Annotated in this window: 17 protein-coding genes; 13 read left to right on the forward strand and 4 right to left on the reverse strand. The window is 63.9% G+C overall.

Annotated elements, in window-relative coordinates:
* Positions 1–149: 149 nt before the first annotated feature.
* From PP4_RS28240 to PP4_RS21090, 6 genes are all read left to right on the forward strand, one after another.
* Positions 150–428 (forward strand): type II toxin-antitoxin system RelE/ParE family toxin, encoded by a 279-nt coding sequence (locus PP4_RS28240; RefSeq protein ID WP_080642811.1) that lies wholly within the window; start codon positions 150–152, stop codon positions 426–428.
* Positions 429–436: 8 nt separating this feature from the next.
* On the forward strand, positions 437–736 hold the full coding sequence (gene graA, locus PP4_RS21070; RefSeq protein WP_003252274.1) for a type II toxin-antitoxin system antitoxin GraA: 300 nt from the start codon (positions 437–439) through the stop codon (positions 734–736).
* A gap of 124 nt (positions 737–860) precedes the next feature.
* On the forward strand, positions 861–1208 hold the full coding sequence (locus PP4_RS21075; protein ID WP_003252272.1) for an ArsC family reductase: 348 nt from the start codon (positions 861–863) through the stop codon (positions 1206–1208).
* Between the two features lie 31 nt (positions 1209–1239).
* A complete protein-coding gene (gene dapD / locus PP4_RS21080) occupies positions 1240–2274 on the forward strand; it encodes a 2,3,4,5-tetrahydropyridine-2,6-dicarboxylate N-succinyltransferase (protein WP_016485200.1) in 1035 nt (344 codons plus the stop codon).
* Positions 2275–2351: 77 nt separating this feature from the next.
* On the forward strand, positions 2352–3557 hold the full coding sequence (locus tag PP4_RS21085) for a cysteine desulfurase (RefSeq protein WP_016501172.1): 1206 nt from the start codon (positions 2352–2354) through the stop codon (positions 3555–3557).
* Positions 3554–3964, forward strand: coding sequence for a SufE family protein (locus PP4_RS21090; RefSeq protein WP_016501173.1), 411 nt, complete (start codon positions 3554–3556; stop codon positions 3962–3964). The genes PP4_RS21085 and PP4_RS21090 overlap by 4 nt, the downstream gene beginning before the upstream one ends.
* A 109-nt stretch (positions 3965–4073) precedes the next feature.
* On the opposite strand, the gene tcdA is transcribed toward PP4_RS21090, so the two are convergent.
* Positions 4074–4883 (reverse strand): tRNA cyclic N6-threonylcarbamoyladenosine(37) synthase TcdA, encoded by an 810-nt coding sequence (tcdA, locus tag PP4_RS21095; protein ID WP_162471774.1) that lies wholly within the window; start codon positions 4881–4883, stop codon positions 4074–4076.
* Positions 4884–5002: 119 nt separating this feature from the next.
* On the opposite strand from tcdA, the gene PP4_RS21100 reads away from it, so the two are divergent.
* From PP4_RS21100 to PP4_RS21115, 4 genes are all read left to right on the forward strand, one after another.
* Positions 5003–7594 carry a glycosyltransferase gene (locus PP4_RS21100; RefSeq protein ID WP_016501175.1) on the forward strand — a complete coding sequence of 864 codons (2592 nt, stop codon included), beginning with the start codon at positions 5003–5005 and terminating at the stop codon, positions 7592–7594.
* 200 nt (positions 7595–7794) lie between these two features.
* Positions 7795–8946 carry a succinyl-diaminopimelate desuccinylase gene (gene dapE, locus PP4_RS21105; protein ID WP_016501176.1) on the forward strand — a complete coding sequence of 384 codons (1152 nt, stop codon included), beginning with the start codon at positions 7795–7797 and terminating at the stop codon, positions 8944–8946.
* The gene (locus PP4_RS21110) at positions 8946–9758 is read left to right on the forward strand and encodes a putative RNA methyltransferase (protein WP_016501177.1); all 813 of its coding nucleotides are present in this window, start codon (positions 8946–8948) and stop codon (positions 9756–9758) included. The genes dapE and PP4_RS21110 overlap by 1 nt, the downstream gene beginning before the upstream one ends.
* Before the next feature lie 17 nt (positions 9759–9775).
* Positions 9776–10153 carry a hypothetical protein gene (locus PP4_RS21115; RefSeq protein ID WP_016501178.1) on the forward strand — a complete coding sequence of 126 codons (378 nt, stop codon included), beginning with the start codon at positions 9776–9778 and terminating at the stop codon, positions 10151–10153.
* Positions 10154–10243: 90 nt separating this feature from the next.
* On the opposite strand, the gene PP4_RS21120 is transcribed toward PP4_RS21115, so the two are convergent.
* The gene (locus PP4_RS21120; protein WP_016501179.1) at positions 10244–10453 is read right to left on the reverse strand and encodes a cold-shock protein; all 210 of its coding nucleotides are present in this window, start codon (positions 10451–10453) and stop codon (positions 10244–10246) included.
* A gap of 232 nt (positions 10454–10685) precedes the next feature.
* On the opposite strand from PP4_RS21120, the gene plsB reads away from it, so the two are divergent.
* From plsB to PP4_RS21135, 3 genes are all read left to right on the forward strand, one after another.
* Positions 10686–13172 carry a glycerol-3-phosphate 1-O-acyltransferase PlsB gene (plsB, locus tag PP4_RS21125; RefSeq protein WP_016501180.1) on the forward strand — a complete coding sequence of 829 codons (2487 nt, stop codon included), beginning with the start codon at positions 10686–10688 and terminating at the stop codon, positions 13170–13172.
* 77 nt (positions 13173–13249) lie between these two features.
* Complete coding sequence (locus tag PP4_RS21130; RefSeq protein WP_016501181.1) at positions 13250–13648, forward strand: YbaY family lipoprotein; 399 nt, start codon at positions 13250–13252, stop codon at positions 13646–13648.
* Positions 13649–13681: 33 nt separating this feature from the next.
* Entirely contained in the window at positions 13682–14371 is a 690-nt protein-coding gene (locus PP4_RS21135; RefSeq protein WP_016501182.1) for a DUF4197 domain-containing protein, read from the forward strand.
* A 134-nt stretch (positions 14372–14505) separates the two neighbouring features.
* Here the strand turns inward: PP4_RS21135 and PP4_RS21140 are convergent, their stop codons facing one another.
* Both PP4_RS21140 and PP4_RS21145 read right to left on the reverse strand, forming a co-directional pair.
* Entirely contained in the window at positions 14506–17571 is a 3066-nt protein-coding gene (locus PP4_RS21140; RefSeq protein ID WP_016501183.1) for an efflux RND transporter permease subunit, read from the reverse strand.
* A gap of 6 nt (positions 17572–17577) precedes the next feature.
* Positions 17578–18678 carry an efflux RND transporter periplasmic adaptor subunit gene (locus tag PP4_RS21145; RefSeq protein ID WP_016501184.1) on the reverse strand — a complete coding sequence of 367 codons (1101 nt, stop codon included), beginning with the start codon at positions 18676–18678 and terminating at the stop codon, positions 17578–17580.
* Positions 18679–18972: the final 294 nt, after the last annotated feature.

Here is an 18972-nt window from a genome sequence, read left to right on the forward strand (position 1 = left end):
GTCGCAGGTGACGGGGGAATATGTAACATGATGATACCCAGCTAATGTGACCGGGGCTTGCGAGTCGCGTGCCCCGTTAATGAAGACTTGAACTACAGCGATCCCGTCGTATAATCGATATTAACGAATAACGTTAAGCGTTCAAGCTCATAATTCAAAGCTTTAGCTGTGCCGACACGGAAGCGCTCTTCACAACGGGAAAGACACGGCGTTGTTCAGATATCAAGTCAGTCGCGGAGCGCAAACTGGCCATGCTCGATGCCGCAACAGCGTTGCGAGACCTTAGGTCGCCACCTGGCAACCGCCTCGAGTCACTGAGCGGCGACCGCGCCGGCCAACACAGTATCCGTGTAAATGACCAATGGCGGCTGTGCTTCACCTGGACAGAACACGGGCCAATTAACGTTGAAATTGTCGATTACCACTGAGGTGCATCATGCTCAAGAACGGTATGCGTCCAATCCATCCGGGTGAAATCCTGCGGGAGGACTTCCAGAAGGAGATGGGCTTCAGCGCCGCAGCTCTGGCCAGGGCGTTGGGTGTAGCAACGCCAACCGTCAACAACATCCTGCGCGAACGGGGCGGTGTTTCCGCCGACATGGCACTGCGTCTGTCCATCTGCCTGGACACCACCCCTGAGTTCTGGCTCAACCTGCAGACGGCCTTCGATCTGCGCACCGCCGAACAGCAACACGGCGATGAGATCATCGGATCGGTCCAGCGCCTGGTCGCTTGAACACATCCTGATCAATAAACAGGGGCGCCACGGGCGTGGCGCCGCGAGGATCGTTCCCGCATAATCCCGCGACTGACATCGAAAAACGGAGAGATTGGGGCGACTTGTAACCCCAATGTACACAATGACCTACACGCTCTACGGCATCAAAGCCTGTGACACCATGAAAAAGGCGCGTACCTGGCTCGAAGACAAAGCCATCGCCTACGAATTCCATGACTACAAAACCCAAGGCATCGACCGCGACAGCCTGAACCGCTGGTGCGACGAACACGGCTGGGAAGTCATCCTCAACCGTGCCGGCACCACCTTCCGCAAGCTGGACGACGCCAGCAAGGCAGATCTCGACCAGGCCAAGGCCGTCGAGCTGATGCTGGCCCAGCCGTCGATGATCAAACGCCCGGTGCTGGACCTTGGCGCGCGCACCCTGGTCGGCTTCAAGCCGGACCTGTACGCCGCTGCCCTGGCCTGAGCCCCCACCCTATTTCGCACGAGGTAATCACATGTCCAATACCCTGTTCAGCCTGGCCTTCGGTGTCGGCTCCCAGAACCGCCAGGGCGCCTGGCTGGAAGTGTTCTACGCACAACCGCTGCTCAACCCGAGCGCCGAGCTGGTTGCCGCTGTAGCCCCTGTTCTCGGTTACGAAGGTGGCAACCAGGCCATCGCCTTCAGCAACGGCCAGGCCTTGAAACTGGCCGAAGCCCTGAAAGGCGTGGATGCTGCCCAGGCCGCCCTGCTGACCCGCCTGGCCGAAAGCCACAAGCCGCTGGTCGCCACCCTGCTGGCCGAAGACGCTGCCCTGACCTCCACCCCGGAGGCCTACCTCAAGCTGCACCTGCTGTCGCACCGCCTGGTCAAGCCACATGGCCTGAGCCTGGCTGGCATCTTCCCGCTGCTGCCGAACGTAGCCTGGACCAACCAGGGCGCGGTCGACCTGGCCGAACTGGCCGAGCTGCAACTGGAAGCGCGCCTGAAGGGCGAGCTGCTGGAAGTGTTCTCGGTGGACAAGTTCCCGAAGATGACCGACTACGTGGTCCCGGCCGGCGTGCGCATCGCCGATACCGCCCGTGTGCGCCTGGGCGCCTACATCGGCGAAGGCACCACCATCATGCACGAAGGCTTCGTCAACTTTAACGCTGGCACCGAAGGCCCGGGCATGATCGAAGGCCGCGTGTCCGCCGGCGTATTCGTTGGCAAAGGTTCCGACCTGGGCGGCGGTTGCTCGACCATGGGTACCCTGTCCGGTGGCGGCAACATCGTCATCAAGGTGGGTGAAGGCTGCCTGATCGGCGCCAACGCTGGTATCGGCATCCCGCTGGGCGACCGCAACACCGTTGAAGCCGGCCTGTACATCACCGCTGGCACCAAGGTGAACCTGCTGGACGAAAACAACGAGCTGGTCAAAGTGGTCAAGGCCCGCGACCTGGCCGGCCAGACCGACCTGCTGTTCCGCCGCAACTCGCTGAACGGCGCGGTAGAGTGCAAGACCCACAAGTCGGCCATCGAGCTGAACGAGGCCCTGCACGCTCACAACTGAGCATGCTCGGCGTTTGAAATGTTAAGATCGGGTCTGGCACCACGCCAGACCCGATTTTCATTCCAGGCCCCGTGACCATGTTCCAGCCCTCCCCCTGGCGTGCCGACTTCCCCGCCATCGCCGCCCTGCAACGGCAGCACCAGACCTATCTGGACAGCGCCGCTACCACCCAAAAGCCGCAAGCCCTGATCGATGCCTTGAGCCATTACTACGGCCACGGCGCGGCCAACGTACACCGTGCCCAGCACCTGCCCGGTGCACTGGCGACCCAGGCCTTCGAAACCAGCCGCGACAAGGTCGCCGCCTGGTTGAATGCCGCTGACTCACGGCAGATCGTGTTCACTCACGGTGCCACCTCGGCCTTGAATCTGCTGGCCTACGGCCTTGAGCACCGCTTCGAAGCCGGTGACGAAATTGCCATCAGCGCGCTGGAACACCATGCCAACCTGCTGCCCTGGCAGCAGCTGGCACGCCGGCGCAACCTGCGCCTGGTGATACTGCCGCTGGATCCCTTTGGCCGCATCGACCTGAACCAGGCACTGCAACTGATAGGCCCGCGCACCCGGGTGCTCGCCGTCAGCCAGCTGTCCAACGTACTGGGTACCTGGCAACCGCTGCCGGCCCTGCTTTCCCATGCCCGCGCACAAGGCGCGCTGACCGTGGTAGACGGTGCCCAGGGCGTGGTGCATGGCCGCCACGATGTGCAGCAACTGGGCTGCGACTTCTATGTGTTCTCCAGCCACAAGTTGTACGGCCCGGATGGGGTTGGCGTGCTGTACGGCCACACTCGGGCACTGGAGCTGCTGCGCCATTGGCAGTTCGGTGGCGAGATGGTGCAACTGGCCGAGTACCAGAGCGCCAGCTTTCGCCCCGCACCGCTGGGGTTCGAGGCAGGTACGCCGCCAATCGCCGGGGTGATAGGCCTGGGGGCAACCCTGGATTATTTGGCCAGCCTCGACGCCCAGGCTGTCGAAGCCCACGAAACCAGCCTGCACCAGCATTTGCTGCGCGGCCTGGCTGACCGTGAGGGCGTGCGGGTATTGGGGGCACCGCAGACGGCGCTGGCCAGCTTCGTCATCGAGGGCGTGCACAACGCCGATATCGCCCACCTGCTCACCGAGCAAGGGATCGCCGTGCGTGCCGGACACCACTGCGCCATGCCGCTCTTGCAAGGGCTGGGGCTGGAGGGCGCAATCCGCGTATCGCTGGGCTTGTACAACGACAGCGACGACTTGCAGCGCTTCTTCGCTGCGCTTGATCAGGGCCTGGAGTTGCTGCGATGAGCATGCCGGAACAGGCGCGCCAGGCGCTGGAAGCGTTTGAGCAAGGCAAGGGCTGGGAACAGCGCGCCCGGCTGCTGATGCAGTGGGGCGACCACCTGGAACCACTGGCCGAGACTGACAAGACCGAAGCCAACCGGGTGCATGGGTGCGAAAGCCTGGTCTGGCTGGTGGCCGAACCTGTCGATGGGCAGTGGCGGTTCAAGGCCAGTAGCGATGCACGCTTGTTGCGCGGGCTGCTGGCGTTGTTGCTGGTGCGAGTGCAGGGTTTGACCAGTCAAGAGCTGGCCAGGCTTGATCTGCGCGAGTGGTTCACCCAACTGGGGCTAGAGCGCCAGCTCTCGCCGTCACGCAGCAATGGGCTGCATGCAGTGTTACAGCGGATGGCGCAGTTGGCGTCCAGTTGCTGAATGTGTGCTGGCTTCTTCGCGGGCTTGCCCGCTCCCACAGGTACTACATCTCTCAGCAAAGGTGAGGCACCTGGGGGAGCGGGCGAGCCCGCGAAGAGGCCCTCACAGTTTACTCAGGCTTGATACGTTCCGAAGGCCGCCGCGCACCGGCCACCAGCTTCTCGATCGCCTTGCTCGCCGCCACCATGCCAAAGGTCGCGGTCACCATCATCACCGCGCCAAAGCCACCCGAGCAGTCCAGCCTTACACCCTCACCCACGAAGCTCTTCTGCAGACAAACGCTGCCATCTCCCTTGGGGTAACGCAGCTGTTCGCTGGAGAACACGCACGGCACACCATAGTTGCGGCTGACATTGCGCGAGAAGTTGTGATCGCGGCGCAGGGTGGAGCGCACCCGCGAGGCCAGCGGGTCGTTGAAGGTCTTGTTCAGGTCGGCGATCTGGATCTGTGTCGGGTCGATCTGACCACCAGCGCCACCTGTGGTCACGATGGCGATCTTGCGCCGCCGGCACCAGGCAATCAACGCAGCCTTGGCCATGACGCTGTCGATGCAGTCAATTACACAGTCCAGCTGCTCGTGGATGTGCTCGGCCATGGTTTCACGGGTGACGAAGTCGGCCACCGCATGCACCGTGCATGCCGGGTTGATCGCCCGCAGGCGCTCAGCCATGACCTCCACCTTGGGCCGCCCCACCTGCCCTTCCAGGGCATGGGCCTGGCGGTTGGTGTTGCTGACGCAGACGTCGTCCAGATCAAACAGGGAAATTTCACCCACGCCGCTGCGGGCCAGCGCTTCGGCCACCCACGAGCCAACCCCGCCAATACCGACCACGCCCACATGGGCCTGGCCCAGGCGTTGCAGCCCCTGGTCGCCATACAGCCGGGCAACGCCGGCGAAGCGTGGATCTTCTGTGCTCATGTTCATACCCCAAAAAACCGGCGCGCATTATATGCCAGCGGGCCCATGGCCTGCATCGTTAGGAAAGACACTACCAACCCTGCTTTAATGTCCTATCACTTCGACACAAATGGACGACAATGTCTTCACGTAAATTCGGCCTGAACCTGGTTGTGGTGCTGGCCATCGCCGCGCTGTTCACCGGGTTCTGGGCACTGATCAACCGCCCGGTCTCCGCCCCCGCCTGGCCAGAGCAGATCTCTGGCTTTTCGTATTCGCCGTTCCGCCTGGGTGAAAGCCCGCAGAAGGGCCAGTACCCCACTGACGACGAGATGCGCCAGGACCTGGAGCAGTTGAGCAAACTGACCGACAGCATCCGTATCTATACGGTGGAGGGCACCCAGGCCGACATCCCGCGTCTGGCCGAGGAATTCGGCCTGCGCGTGACCCTGGGGATATGGATCAGCCCGGACCTGGAGCGCAACGAACGCGAAATCGCCACGGCCATCCAGTTGGCCAATACCTCGCGCAGCGTGGTGCGGGTAGTGGTCGGCAACGAGGCGCTGTTCCGTGAAGAAGTCACCCCGGAAAACCTGATCAAATACCTGGACCGGGTACGCGCAGCCGTCAAGGTACCGGTGACCACCAGTGAGCAATGGCACATCTGGAAGGAAAACCCGGAGATCGCCAAGCACGTCGACCTGATTGCCGCGCACATCCTGCCCTACTGGGAATTCGTGCCGATGAAGGATTCGGTCGAGTTCGTGCTCGACCGCGCCCGTGAGCTGAAGCACCAGTTCCCGCGCAAACCGCTGCTGCTGTCGGAGGTCGGCTGGCCGAGCAACGGCCGCATGCGCGGTGGTGCCGATGCCAGCCAGGCCGACCAGGCCATCTACCTGCGCACCTTGGTCAACACCCTCAACCGCCGTGGCTACAACTACTTCGTCATCGAAGCCTATGACCAGCCGTGGAAGGCCAGCGACGAAGGCTCGGTAGGCGCCTACTGGGGCGTGTACAACGCCGAGCGCCAGCAAAAATTCAACTTCGACGGCCCCGTGGTGGCGATCCCGCAGTGGCGCGCCCTGGCGGTAGCCTCGGTGGTGCTGGCGATGATTGCGCTGATGGTGCTGTTCATCGACGGCTCGGCGCTGCGCCAGCGCGGCCGCACATTCCTCACCTTCATCACCTTCCTGTGCGGGTCGGTGCTGGTGTGGATTGCCTATGACTACAGCCAGCAATACAGCACCTGGTTCAGCCTCACCGTGGGCGTGCTGCTTGCCCTTGGCGCGCTGGGCGTGTTCATCGTGCTGCTGACCGAGGCCCATGAACTGGCCGAGGCAGTATGGATACACAAGCGCCGACGCGAGTTCCTGCCGGTGCAGGCCGACAGCGCCTACCGGCCCAAGGTGTCGGTGCATGTGCCGTGCTACAACGAGCCACCCGAGATGGTAAAGCAGACCCTCGACGCCCTGGCCGCGCTGGACTACCCCGACTACGAAGTGCTGGTGATCGACAACAACACCAAGGACCCGGCCGTATGGGAGCCGCTGAAGGCTCACTGCGAGAAGCTCGGCGAGCGCTTCAAGTTCTTCCACGTCGCGCCACTGGCCGGCTTCAAGGGCGGCGCGCTGAACTACCTGCTCCCGCATACGGCCAAGGACGCCGAAGTGATCGCAGTGATCGACTCGGACTACTGCGTCGACCGCAACTGGCTCAAGCACATGGTGCCGCATTTCGCCGACCCGAAAATTGCCGTGGTGCAGTCGCCGCAGGACTATCGTGACCAGCACGAAAGCGCCTTCAAGAAGCTGTGCTACAGCGAGTACAAGGGTTTCTTCCACATCGGCATGGTCACCCGCAACGACCGTGACGCCATCATCCAGCACGGCACCATGACCATGACCCGGCGCACGGTACTGGAAGAGCTGGGCTGGGCCGAATGGTGCATCTGCGAGGACGCCGAGCTGGGCCTGCGCGTGTTCGAGAAGGGCCTGTCGGCCGCCTACGCCCACAACAGCTACGGCAAGGGCCTGATGCCCGACACCTTCATCGACTTCAAGAAGCAGCGCTTCCGCTGGGCCTACGGCGCCATCCAGATCATCAAGCACCACGCCAGTGCCCTGCTGCGCGGCAAGGGCAGCGAGCTGACCCGTGGCCAGCGCTACCACTTCCTGGCCGGCTGGCTGCCGTGGGTCGCCGACGGCATGAACATCTTCTTCACCATAGGCGCGCTGCTGTGGTCGGCGGCGATGATCATCGTGCCGCACCGGGTCGACCCGCCGCTGATGATCTTCGCCATCCCGCCGCTGGCGTTGTTCTTCTTCAAGGTCGGCAAGATCATCTTCCTTTACCGCCGCGCAGTGGGGGTCAACCTCAAGGACGCCTTTGCCGCAGCACTGGCCGGGCTGGCGCTGTCGCATACCATTGCCAAGGCGGTGTTGTACGGTTTCTTCACCAGCAGCATGCCGTTCTTCCGCACGCCAAAGAATGCCGACAGCCATGGGCTGCTGGTGGCACTTTCCGAAGCGCGGGAAGAGCTGTTCATCATGTTGCTGCTGTGGGGTGCGGCGCTGGGCATCTACCTGGTGCAGGGGCTGCCGAGTTCGGACATGCGCTTCTGGGTGGCGATGCTGCTGGTTCAGTCGTTGCCTTACGTGGCGGCGCTGGTGATGGCGTTGCTGTCTTCGCTGCCCAAGCCAGTGGAGAAGGCTGCCGAGCCGCAACAGGCTTGAGATTGCCGGGGCTGCTTTGCAGCCCTTTCGCGGCACAAGGCCGCTCCTACAGGGGACCGCGGCAGCCAGATAACCCGCGATCGCTTGTGGCAGCGGCCTTGCGTCGCGACAGGGCTGCAAAGCGGCCCCATTGGCCCTTCGGTTTGATATAAGATAACGCCCCTCAGATTTCCCCGCCTTGCCTTGCCCCGGAGTCCCCCATGACGGCCCCTGCCGAGCTCTCGCCTACCCTTCAACTGGCCTGCGACCTGATCCGTCGCCCCTCGGTCACCCCTGTCGACGCCGACTGCCAGGCGCAGATGATGAAACGCCTGGGCGCCGTGGGCTTCAGGCTCGAGCCGATGCGCATTGAAGACGTAGACAACTTCTGGGCCACCCACGGCAGCCAGGACGGCCCGGTGCTGTGCTTTGCCGGCCACACCGACGTGGTGCCCACCGGCCCGGTGCAGCAATGGCAGCACGAACCGTTCGAAGCACTGATCGACGCTGACGGCATGCTCTGCGGCCGCGGCGCCGCCGACATGAAAGGCAGCCTGGCCTCCATGGTGATCGCCAGCGAGCGCTTCGTGCACGACTACCCGAACCACCGCGGCAAGGTCGCCTTCCTGATCACCAGCGACGAGGAAGGCCCTGCGCACCACGGCACCAAGGCAGTGGTCGAGCGCCTGAAAGCACGCAACGAACGCCTGGACTGGTGCATCGTAGGCGAACCCTCCAGCACCACCCTCCTGGGTGACGTGGTCAAGAACGGCCGCCGTGGCTCGCTGGGTGCCAAGCTGACCGTGCGCGGCAAGCAGGGCCACGTGGCCTACCCGCACCTGGCACGTAACCCGATCCACCTGGCCGCCCCGGCCTTGGCGGAACTGGCAGCCGAGCACTGGGACGAAGGCAATGCGTTCTTCCCGCCAACCAGCTTCCAGATCTCCAACCTCAATTCCGGCACCGGCGCCACCAACGTGGTACCGGGCGAGCTGACCGCGCTGTTCAACTTCCGCTTCTCCACCGAGTCGACTGTCGAAGGCCTGCAGGCGCGAGTGTCGGCGATTCTCGACAAGCATGAACTGGACTGGTCGATCGACTGGGCGCTGTCTGGCCTGCCGTTCCTCACCGAACCTGGTGAACTGCTCGACGCCGTGGCACACAGCATCAAGGGCGTCACCGGCCGCGATACCCAGCCATCCACCAGCGGCGGCACTTCCGATGGCCGTTTCATCGCCACCATGGGCACCCAGGTGGTGGAGCTTGGCCCGGTCAACGCCACCATTCACCAGGTGGACGAGCGGATCCTGGCCAGCGACCTGGACCTGCTGACCGAAATCTACTACCAGACTCTGGTTCGGTTGCTCGCCTGATGCTCACCTGCCCCCTTTGCCAGGCGCCGCTGAGCCGGCTCGACAACAGTGTGGTGTGCCCGGCCGGCCACCGCTTCGACCGCGCCCGCCAGGGTTACCTGAACCTGCTGCCGGTGCAGCACAAGAACAGCCGCGACCCAGGTGACAACCAGGCCATGGTCGAGGCCCGCCGCGACTTCCTCGACGCTGGCCACTACGCCCCGGTGGCCCGCCGCCTGGCCGAGCTGGCCGCCGAGCGCCAGCCCGGCGCCTGGCTGGACATCGGCTGCGGCGAGGGTTACTACACCGCACTGCTCGCCCAGGCCCTGCCGGCTGCCGACGGTTACGCCCTGGACATCTCCCGCGAGGCGGTCAAGCGTGCCTGCCGCCGCGCGCCCCAGGTTACCTGGATGGTCGCCAGCATGGCCCGCGTGCCGCTGGCCGACGCCAGCTGCCAGTTCATCGCCAGCGTGTTCAGCCCGCTGGACTGGGCCGAGGCCAAGCGCCTGCTCAGCCCCGGCGGTGGCCTGATGCGGGTGGGCCCGACCAGCGGCCACCTGATGGAGTTGCGCGAGGTGCTGTACGATGAGGTACGCCCTTACGCCGACGACAAGCACCTGGCCCTCGTCCCTGAAGGCATGGCCCACGCCCACAGCGAAACGCTCGAGTTCCGCCTGAGCCTGGCCGTGCCCAAGGCACGCGCCGACCTGCTGGCGATGACCCCGCACGGGTGGCGCGCCAGCGCCGAAAAACGCGCCAGGGTGATCGACCAGCCCGAGCCGTTCGAGGTCACGGTTTCAATGCGTTATGACTATTTCGTGCGCCAAGACTGAGCAAACCCGGAGCCCTTATGCGCCAACCCGATATCGAGATCTACCTGAAGGACGCCGACGTCGACCACAAGCAGATTGCCGAGTGGCTCGCCCAGGCGATTGGCCCGTGCAGCGAATGGCAGCAGAAAGGCCAGACGTTCAAATGCAAGGCCGGTAACATTCCGGTCACCTGGCTACCCAAGGCTGTAGGGAAATGGAACAGCCTGTACCTGGAAAGCGATCAGACGCCATGGGCCGATGATATCGCCTGCGCCCGCGCTGCATTCGCCGCACTGGGTGTGGAAGTGCGCTGCGCGCCGGGTGGCTGGGTCGAGGAAGACGGGGAAGAAGATGCCGACCGCTGGGTCCGCATCAGCGCCGACGGTGAAGAGGAAATCACCTGGCGCACTTCTTGAGCTGCAAGCTTTGATCTGCAAGCGCCAAGACGGATCGCATCAGGCTGCAAGTACACGGTCACTTGCAGCTTGAGGCTTACAGCTTGAGGCTCAGAGCCCTACTACGTCCTCGGCTTGCAGGCCTTTCTGGCCCTGCACGCAGGAGTACTCAACCCGCTGCCCCTCGACCAGGGAACGATGCCCCTCACCGCGGATCGCCCGATAATGGACGAACACATCCGCACCACCTTCGCGCTGAATGAAGCCAAAGCCTTTGGCATCGTTGAACCACTTTACATTCCCAGTCTCACGAGACGACATCTGAACTACTCCGGATTTTTATTGTGAAGATCGCCTTGTAGGCATGAGCTCACGGCCCCGTGCCAACGCCGCTTGCTGAAATATCCTGCAAGTGGCAGGCCGAGTATATGACACAGAACAAAAAAAATTGATGACGGTCCCGCCGTTGGCCGTTTTTTGCTGAACTTACGCCGATACGGCAGACTAAATAGCTGGATACTCACCTGAAAATCACACCCAGGGCACTCACCCCATGACCCGTTCCCCCCTGCGCCGCCTGATCTTCGGCGCCCTGCGTCGCCTGTTGTACGTGTGGGTGCGCTCCGAGACCATCAACCAGTCTTCCATGTCCCTCAACCTCGACCGCAGTCGGCCGGTGTTCTATGCGCTGCCCTCGCCCGCGCTCACCGACCTGGCCGTGCTCGACCACGAGTGCACCAAGGCGGGGCTGCCGCGCCCGGTGCTGCCGGTGGCTGTCGGCCCGCTGCAGGAGCCGGCCGGGTTCTTCTACCTGACTCCCGATCCGGACTGGCTTGGCCGCCAGGACAAAAGCGGCGCCCCGCCCACGCTTGAGCGCCTGGTGGCTGCCGTCAGCCAGCATGCCGAAGAAGATGCGCAGATCATCCCGGTCAGCGTGTTCTGGGGCCAGACGCCGGCCAGTGAGTCCAGCCCATGGAAGCTGCTGTTCGCCGACAGCTGGGCGGTGACCGGGCGTTTGCGCCGGCTGCTGACCGTGCTGATCCTGGGGCGCAAGACCCGGGTGCAGTTCTCCGCGCCCCTCCACCTGCGCGAACTGGTGCAGCACAACAAGGGCCACGAGCGCACCGTGCGCATGGCCCAGCGCCTGATGCGCGTGCATTTTCGCAACCTCAAGACCGCCGTCATCGGCCCGGACATCTCGCACCGGCGCAACCTGGTCAAAGGCCTGATCCATGCCCCGCAGGTGCGCCAGGCCATCGCCGACGAGGCCCAACGCGAGAACCTGCCGCTGGCCAAGGCCGAAGCACAGGCACTGCGTTATGGCAACGAGATCGCCTCGGACTACACCTACACGGTCATCCGCTTTCTCGAAGTGGTGCTCAGCTGGTTCTGGAACAAGATCTACGACGGCATCAAGGTCAACCATATCGAACAGGTTCAGGGCATAGCCCCCGGCCACGAAGTGATCTACGTGCCGTGCCACCGCAGCCACATCGATTACCTGCTGCTGTCGTACCTGCTGTTCCGCAACGGCCTTACCCCACCGCACGTGGCCGCTGGCATCAACCTCAACATGCCGGTGGTGGGTAACCTGCTGCGCCGGGGCGGCGCCTTCTTCATGCGCCGTACGTTCAAGGGTAACCCGCTGTACACCGCCGTGTTCAACGAGTACCTGCATACCCTGTACACCAAGGGTTTTCCGGTCGAGTACTTCGTCGAAGGTGGCCGATCGCGTACCGGGCGCATGCTGCAGCCGCGTACCGGGATGCTGGCCATTACCCTGCGCAGCTTCCTGCGCTCGTCACGCACGCCGGTCGTGTTCGTGCCGGTGTACATCGGCTACGAGCGCGTGCTCGAAGGCCGCACCTACCTGGGCGAGTTGCGCGGTGCCAGCAAAAAGAAGGAGTCGGTGTTCGACATCTTCAAGGTGTTTGGCGCGCTCAGGCAGCGCTTTGGCCAGGTCTACGTCAACTTCGGTGAACCGATCCGTCTCGCCGGTTTCCTCGATGAGCAACAGCCCGGCTGGCGTGAACAGGATCACGGCCCGCAGTACCGCCCGGCCTGGCTCAACGCCGCCACTACCCGCCTGGGCGAAACCGTGGCCCGTCACCTCAACGAGGCGGCCGCCATCAACCCGGTCAACCTGGTGGCCCTGGCGCTGCTGTCCACCAGCCGCCTGGCCCTTGACGAACGCGCCCTGACCCGCGTGCTCGACCTTTACCTGGCCTTGTTGCGCCAGGTGCCCTACTCGCCGCACACCACCCTGCCCGACGGCGACGGCCAGGCACTGATCGAACACGTGCGTAGCATGAACCTGGTGGCCGAGCAGAAGGACGCCCTGGGCCGCATCCTCTACCTGGATGAAGGCAATGCGGTACTGATGACCTATTACCGCAACAACGTGCTGCACATCTTCGCCCTGCCGGCGCTGCTGGCCAGCTTCTTCCTCAGCAGCTCGCGCATGAGCCGCGAACTGCTGGGCCAATATGTGCACGCGTTGTACCCATACCTGCAGGCCGAACTGTTCCTGCGCTGGACGCCAGAGCAACTGGACGAGGTGATCGACCAATGGCTGGCCGCGCTGGTCGAGCAAGGCCTGCTGCGCCAGGAGAACGACGTGTACGTACGCCCGGCGCCCAGCTCGCGGCAGTTCGTGCTGCTCACCCTGCTCGCCCGCACCATCACCCAGACCCTGCAGCGCTTCTACATGGCCACCTCGCTGCTGCTCAACAGCGGACAAAACACACTCAGCGCCGAAGCGCTGGAAGACCTCTGCGTGATGATGGCCCAGCGCCTGTCGATCCTGCATGGCCTGAATGCCCCGGAGTTCTTCGACAAGACGCTGTTCCGCCACTTCATCCAGACCCTGCTCCAGCAAGGCGTGGTGCATGCAGACGGGCACGGCAAGCTGGGTTATCACGACAAGCTCGCCGAGCTGGCCGAGGGCGTGGCCAAGCGTGTGCTGTCGGCCGAGCTGCGCCTGTCGATCCGCCAGGTGGCCCTGCACCGTGACGATGGCCTGGAAACTTCGACCATCTGACGGTTCATCTACCGGGAAAATCCGCTAAAGTCCCTGGGGTTGGCCACAAGCCAGCTCCAAGGACCTATGGAGATTCCATGAAAAAGCTCTTTATGCTGTGTTGCGCATCCCTGCTCGCAGCCTGTTCCAGCCAAAGCCCATCCACCCAGGCCAGCCTGGACGGCGAAGTCTTCTACCTGCAGCGTATCGCCCTGCCGCCTGCGGCTACCTTGAGCGTGGAGCTGCAGGATGTTTCGCTGATGGACGCCCCTGCCGTGACCCTCGCCCGCCAGGCCGGCCCGGTCAAAGGCAACGTGCCGCTGCCGTTCCACCTCAGCTACGACCCAGCCCAGGTCAAACCCGGCCACCGCTATGCGGTGAGTGCGCGCATCGAGCTGGATGGCAAGCTGCTGTTCATCAATACCGAACACCATGGTGTCATGCTCGACGGCAGTGACCCGAAAACTGTACGCATCAAGGTCGACCAGGTTCGCTGACACCCGTATTCATCTGTTTACAAGGAAAGCTTCATGATCCGCACTTCCCTGCGTTTTTCCACCCTGTGCGCCGGCCTGCTGCTGTCGGCCAGCGCACTGGCCCTGTCGCTGGGCGACCTGAGCCAGAAAGACGCCACTGGCGGCCTGAAAGATACCCTGACCCAGGGTGCGCAGCTGGCCGTCAAGCAGTTGAGCACCCCGGGTGGTTTCAGCAATAACCCCGACGTGCGCATCGAATTGCCGGGCAACCTGGGCAAAGCGGCCAAGGCCATGAAGATGTTCGGCAAAGGTGCACAGGTCGATGCCCTTGAAGCCAGCATGAACAAGGCCGCCGAAGCCGCCGTGCCGCAGGCCCAGGCGATTCTGGTCGATGCCGTGAAGAACATGAGCGTGACCGATGCCAAAGGCATCCTCAGCGGCGGTGACGACTCGGCCACGCAGTACCTGAACAAGAGCAGCCGCGAGCAGATCCGCGCCAAGTTCCTGCCTATCGTCAAGCAGGCCACCGACAAGGTCGGCCTGGCCCAGCAGTACAACAACTTCGCCGGGCAGGCGGTGGCACTGGGTGTGGTCGACGCCAAGAGCGCCAGCATCGAGAACTACGTGACCGAGAAGGCGCTGGACGGCCTGTTCGAGATGATTGGCAAGCAGGAGCAGAGCATTCGCCAGAACCCGGCGCAGGCCGCTACCAGCCTGGCCAAGAAGGTCTTCGGCGCCCTCTGATCCGCAACGCGGCCGCAGTACCCTCGCAGGAGCAGCCTTGTGCTGCGAAGATTCCGGGACAGCAAGATGAATTTTCATTTGCTGCACCGGCCTCTTCGCAGCGCAAGGCTGCTCCTGCAGGGCGGTGAGGTCAGTCAGGTTTTCTTCACCCTGAACCACGCCGCATACAATGCCGGCAGGAACAACAGGGTCAACGCCGTGGCCACGATCAAGCCACCCATGATCGCCACCGCCATCGGCCCGTAGAACACGCTCCGCGACAACGGGATCATCGCCAGCACCGCCGCCAGTGCAGTCAGCACGATTGGCCGGAAGCGCCGCACCGTGGCTTCGATGATCGCCTGCCAACGCTCCATCCCTGCCGCAATGTCCTGCTCGATCTGGTCCACCAGGATCACCGAGTTGCGCATGATCATGCCCGCCAGGGCAATGGTGCCCAGCATGGCGACAAAACCGAACGGCTGGCGGAACACCAGCAGGAACAGAGTCACGCCAATCAGCCCCAGCGGTGCGGTGAGGAACACCATCACCGTGCGCGAGAAGCTGCGCAGCTGGATCATCAGCAGGCTCAGCACCACTACCACGAACAGCGGCATGCCAGCGTTCACCGACTTCTGCCCACGCTCGGAGTCTTCAACCGTGCCGCCCACTTCCAGCAGGTAGCCGTCCGGCAGCTTGGCGCGTATCGACTGCAGGGTCGGCTCTATCTGTTTCACCAGCGTGGCCGGTTGCTCCTTGTCGTAGATATCGGCGCGCACGGTCACCGTGGGCAGGCGGTTGCGGTGCCAGATGATGCCTTCCTCGAAGCCGTACTCCAGGGTCGCTACCTGCGACAGCGCCACGCTCTGACCATTGTCGGTCGGCAACGCCAGGCTGCCGAGGTTACCCAGGTCACCGCGCTCCTGCTGGGTGCCGCGCAACAGGATCTCGATCAGCTCGTTGTCCTCGCGGTACTGGCTGACCGTGGTACCAGTCAACGAGCTTTGCAGGAAGCTGGCCAGGTGCGCGGTGCTCACGCCCAGGGCGCGGGCGCGGTCCTGGTCGATTTCGAGGAACACAGCCTTGCTGGGTTCTTCCCAGTCCAGGTGCACGTTCACCACATGCGGGTTCTCGCGCACCCTGTCGGCCACTTCGCGGGCCAGCGCACGGGCCTTCTCGATGTGCTCGCCGGTGACCCGGAACTGCACCGGGTAACCCACGGGCGGGCCGTTTTCCAGGCGCGTGACGCGGGCACGCAAGTCGGGGAATTGCTGGTCCACGGTGCTGATCAGCCAGCTGCGCAGGCGCTCGCGGTCCTCCATCGACTTGGCCAGCACCACGAACTGGGCAAAGCTGGCTGCAGGCAGCTGCTGGTCCAGCGGCAGGTAGAAGCGCGGCGAGCCGGTGCCCACGTAGGCCACGTAGTTATCGATACCGTCCTGCTGCTTGAGCAGTGCCTCCAATTGCTTGACCCGCTCGGCGGTATTGGCCAGCGAGGCGCCTTCGGCCAGCTTCAGGTCAACCATCAACTCCGGGCGCCCGGAGGCAGGGAAGAACTGCTGGGGCACGAAGCGGAACAGCAGGATACTGCCGACAAAGGCCGCGATGGTCAGCAGGATCACCGTCTTGCGCCGCCGCACGCACCACTCCACCACCCGCCGCACACGCTGGTAGAAGGGCGTGGCGTAAGGGTCTGGCGCGTGGCCGTCCTTGCCATGACGCGCAGCGTGCAGCTTGGCCAGGTCTGGCAGCAGGCGCTCGCCCAGGTAGGGCACGAACACCACCGCCGCCACCCACGAGGTCAACAGGGCGATGGTCACCACCTGGAAGATCGAGCGGGTGTATTCGCCAGTGCTGGAAGCAGCAGTGGCGATGGGCAAGAAGCCTGCTGCAGTGATCAGGGTACCAGTAAGCATCGGGAAGGCAGTGCTGCTCCAGGCATAGCTGGCTGCCTTGAGCCGGTCGTAACCCTGCTCCATCTTGATCGCCATCATTTCCACGGCAATGATCGCGTCGTCCACCAGCAGGCCCAGCGCCAGCACCAGCGCACCAAGGGAAATCTTGTGCAGGCCGATGCCGAAATAGTGCATGGCGGCGAAAGTCATGGCCAGCACCAGCGGGATGGCCAGCGCCACCACCAGGCCGGTGCGCAGGCCCAGCGAGAAGAAGCTCACCAGCAGCACGATGACCAGTGCCTCGACCAGCACCTGGACAAATTCGCCCACACCGGCCTTGACCGCCGCAGGTTGGTCCGAGACCTTGCGCAACTCCATGCCAGCCGGCAGGTTGCGCGCCACGCGCTCGAACTCGCCTTCCAGGGCCTTGCCCAGTACCAGGATGTCGCCGCCGTCCTTCATCGACACGGCCAGGCCAATGGCATCCTCGCCCATGAAGCGCATACGTGGCGCGGGTGGGTCATTGAAGCCACGGTGCACTTCGGCCACATCGCCGATGCGGAACGTGCGGTCACCTACGCGGATGGGGAACTGGCGAATCTGCTCCACGCTGTCGAAGCGCCCGCTCACCCGCAGTTGCAGCCGCTCGCTGGGCGTCTCGAAGAAGCCGGCGGTGCTCACCGCGTTCTGTTCCTGCAGGGCCTGCTGCACGGCCTCCAGGGGTACGCCGAGGGTGGCCAGCTTGAGGTTGGACAGCTCGATCCAGATTTTCTCGTCCTGCAGGCCCACCAGCTCGACCTTGCCCACATCCTTGACCCGCTGCAGCTGGATCTGGATGCGGTCTGCGTAGTCCTTGAGCACCGCGTAGTCGAAGCCCTTACCGGTCAGCGCATAGATATTGCCGAAGGTGGTGCCGAACTCATCGTTGAAGAACGGGCCCTGGATCTCCGGTGGCAGGGTGTGGCGAATGTCCGCGACCTTCTTGCGGATCTGGTACCACAGCTCGGGGATGTCCTTGGAATGCAGCGAGTCGCGGGCCATGAAAGTGACTTGCGACTCGCCGGGGCGCGAGAACGAGACAATCTTCTCGTACTCGCCGGTTTCCATCAGCTTCTTCTCGATACGTTCGGTGACCTGGCGCGACACTTCCTCGGCGCTGGCGCCCGGCCACAGGGTACGAATGACCATGGCCTTGAAGGTGAATGGCGGGTCCTCGCTCTGGCCGAGCTTGGTGTAGGACATGGCGCCAATGGCCGCCAGCAGGATCATCAGGAACAGGACGATCTGGCGGTTGCGCAGCGCCCAGGCAGAAAGGTTGAAACCCATCGGGACTTACTCCTTGGCCGTCAGCTTCACTACACGGTTGCTGCGGTCCACAGGGCGTATTTCCTGGCCCTCACGCAGTACATGGCCACCGGCGGCGACCACCCAGTCACCGGCGGCGAGGCCTTCGAGCACTGGCACACTGTCGCTGCCATAAGCCCCCAGACGCACCTCGGCCCGCTCCAGGCGGCTGTCCTTGTTGACGCGCCACACATAGGCCTGGCCGTTTTCCGCTGTAACCGCTGACAGCGGCACTGCCAACGGGATCAGCCCATCATGGGCGATGAACACCCGGGCACTCTGGCCCAGCTCCGCCGGCGTGGCGGCCGAAGTAAAGGCGATGCGCGCAGCAAAGGTGCGCGAGCGGGGGTCGGCGGCCGGTGACAGCTCGCGGATACGCCCCTGAAAGCGCGCTTGCGGGTGTGACCACAGCTCCACACTGACCGGTTGCCCCACGGCAAAGCGGGCGAACTGCTGCTCCGGCAGGCCGATCACCACTTCGCGCTCGCCATCGGCGGCCAGGGTGAACACGGTTTGCCCGGCGGCAACCACCTGGCCCACTTCTACCTGACGCTTGGCAACCACCCCGGCCTGCGGCGCGCGCAGCACGGCATATTCGGCCTGGTTGCCAGCCACGTCGAACTCGGCCTTGGCCTGTTTCAGCCGGGCAAGGCCGGCGCGGTACAAATTCTCGGCATTGTCGAACTGGGAATGGCTGACCATCTGCCGGTCCAGCAGCTTCTGGTAGCGGTCACGCTCGGCGCGCACCAGCGCCAGGTTGGCCTCGGCAGCCGCCATCTGGGCGCGGTTGGCTTCCAGTTGCAGGCGCACGTCCTGCGGGTCCAGCTCAGCCAGCGGCTGGTCGGCCTTGACTCGCTGCCCCTCCTCAACCAGACGCTTGGTGACCTTGCCGCCAATGCGGAAGGCCAGGTCCGGCTCGAAGCGCGCACGTACTTCGCCGGGGTAGCTGTCGGCAGCCGCTTCGGCCGGCTGCGGCTGCACCACCAGCGCCGGGCGCGGCGCGGCAGGCGGGGTGGCTTCCTGACCGCATGCCGTCAGTAGCAACGCGGCAACGGCGGGCAAGGCGATGGACAAGGCATGGCGCAACATGATGAATCCTTTCGCGGAGGGCACTTCGAATATTTGTACTGGCGAGTATATTAAGTCAGGTTAGCGATGCCGGGAAGGGTTTGCGGTGGTTTTTCCAGGGGTACGGCTGAAGTCTTTTTGGCGCCTTGGAGATCGAGCGCCGCCCGCACGGCGCATCCGCCATACGTGTGGCAGATTGGTGGGGTGCCAAGCAGTCCTGAGGCCAGGGCTGCGCGGGTGGTCATGAAACAGTGATCGCAAGCGCAGCGCGTACATTGTGGGAGCGGGTTCACCCGCGAACACCGGCGAAGCCGG

It is taken from the genome of Pseudomonas putida NBRC 14164, from assembly GCF_000412675.1.
Lineage (GTDB): Bacteria > Pseudomonadota > Gammaproteobacteria > Pseudomonadales > Pseudomonadaceae > Aquipseudomonas > Aquipseudomonas putida.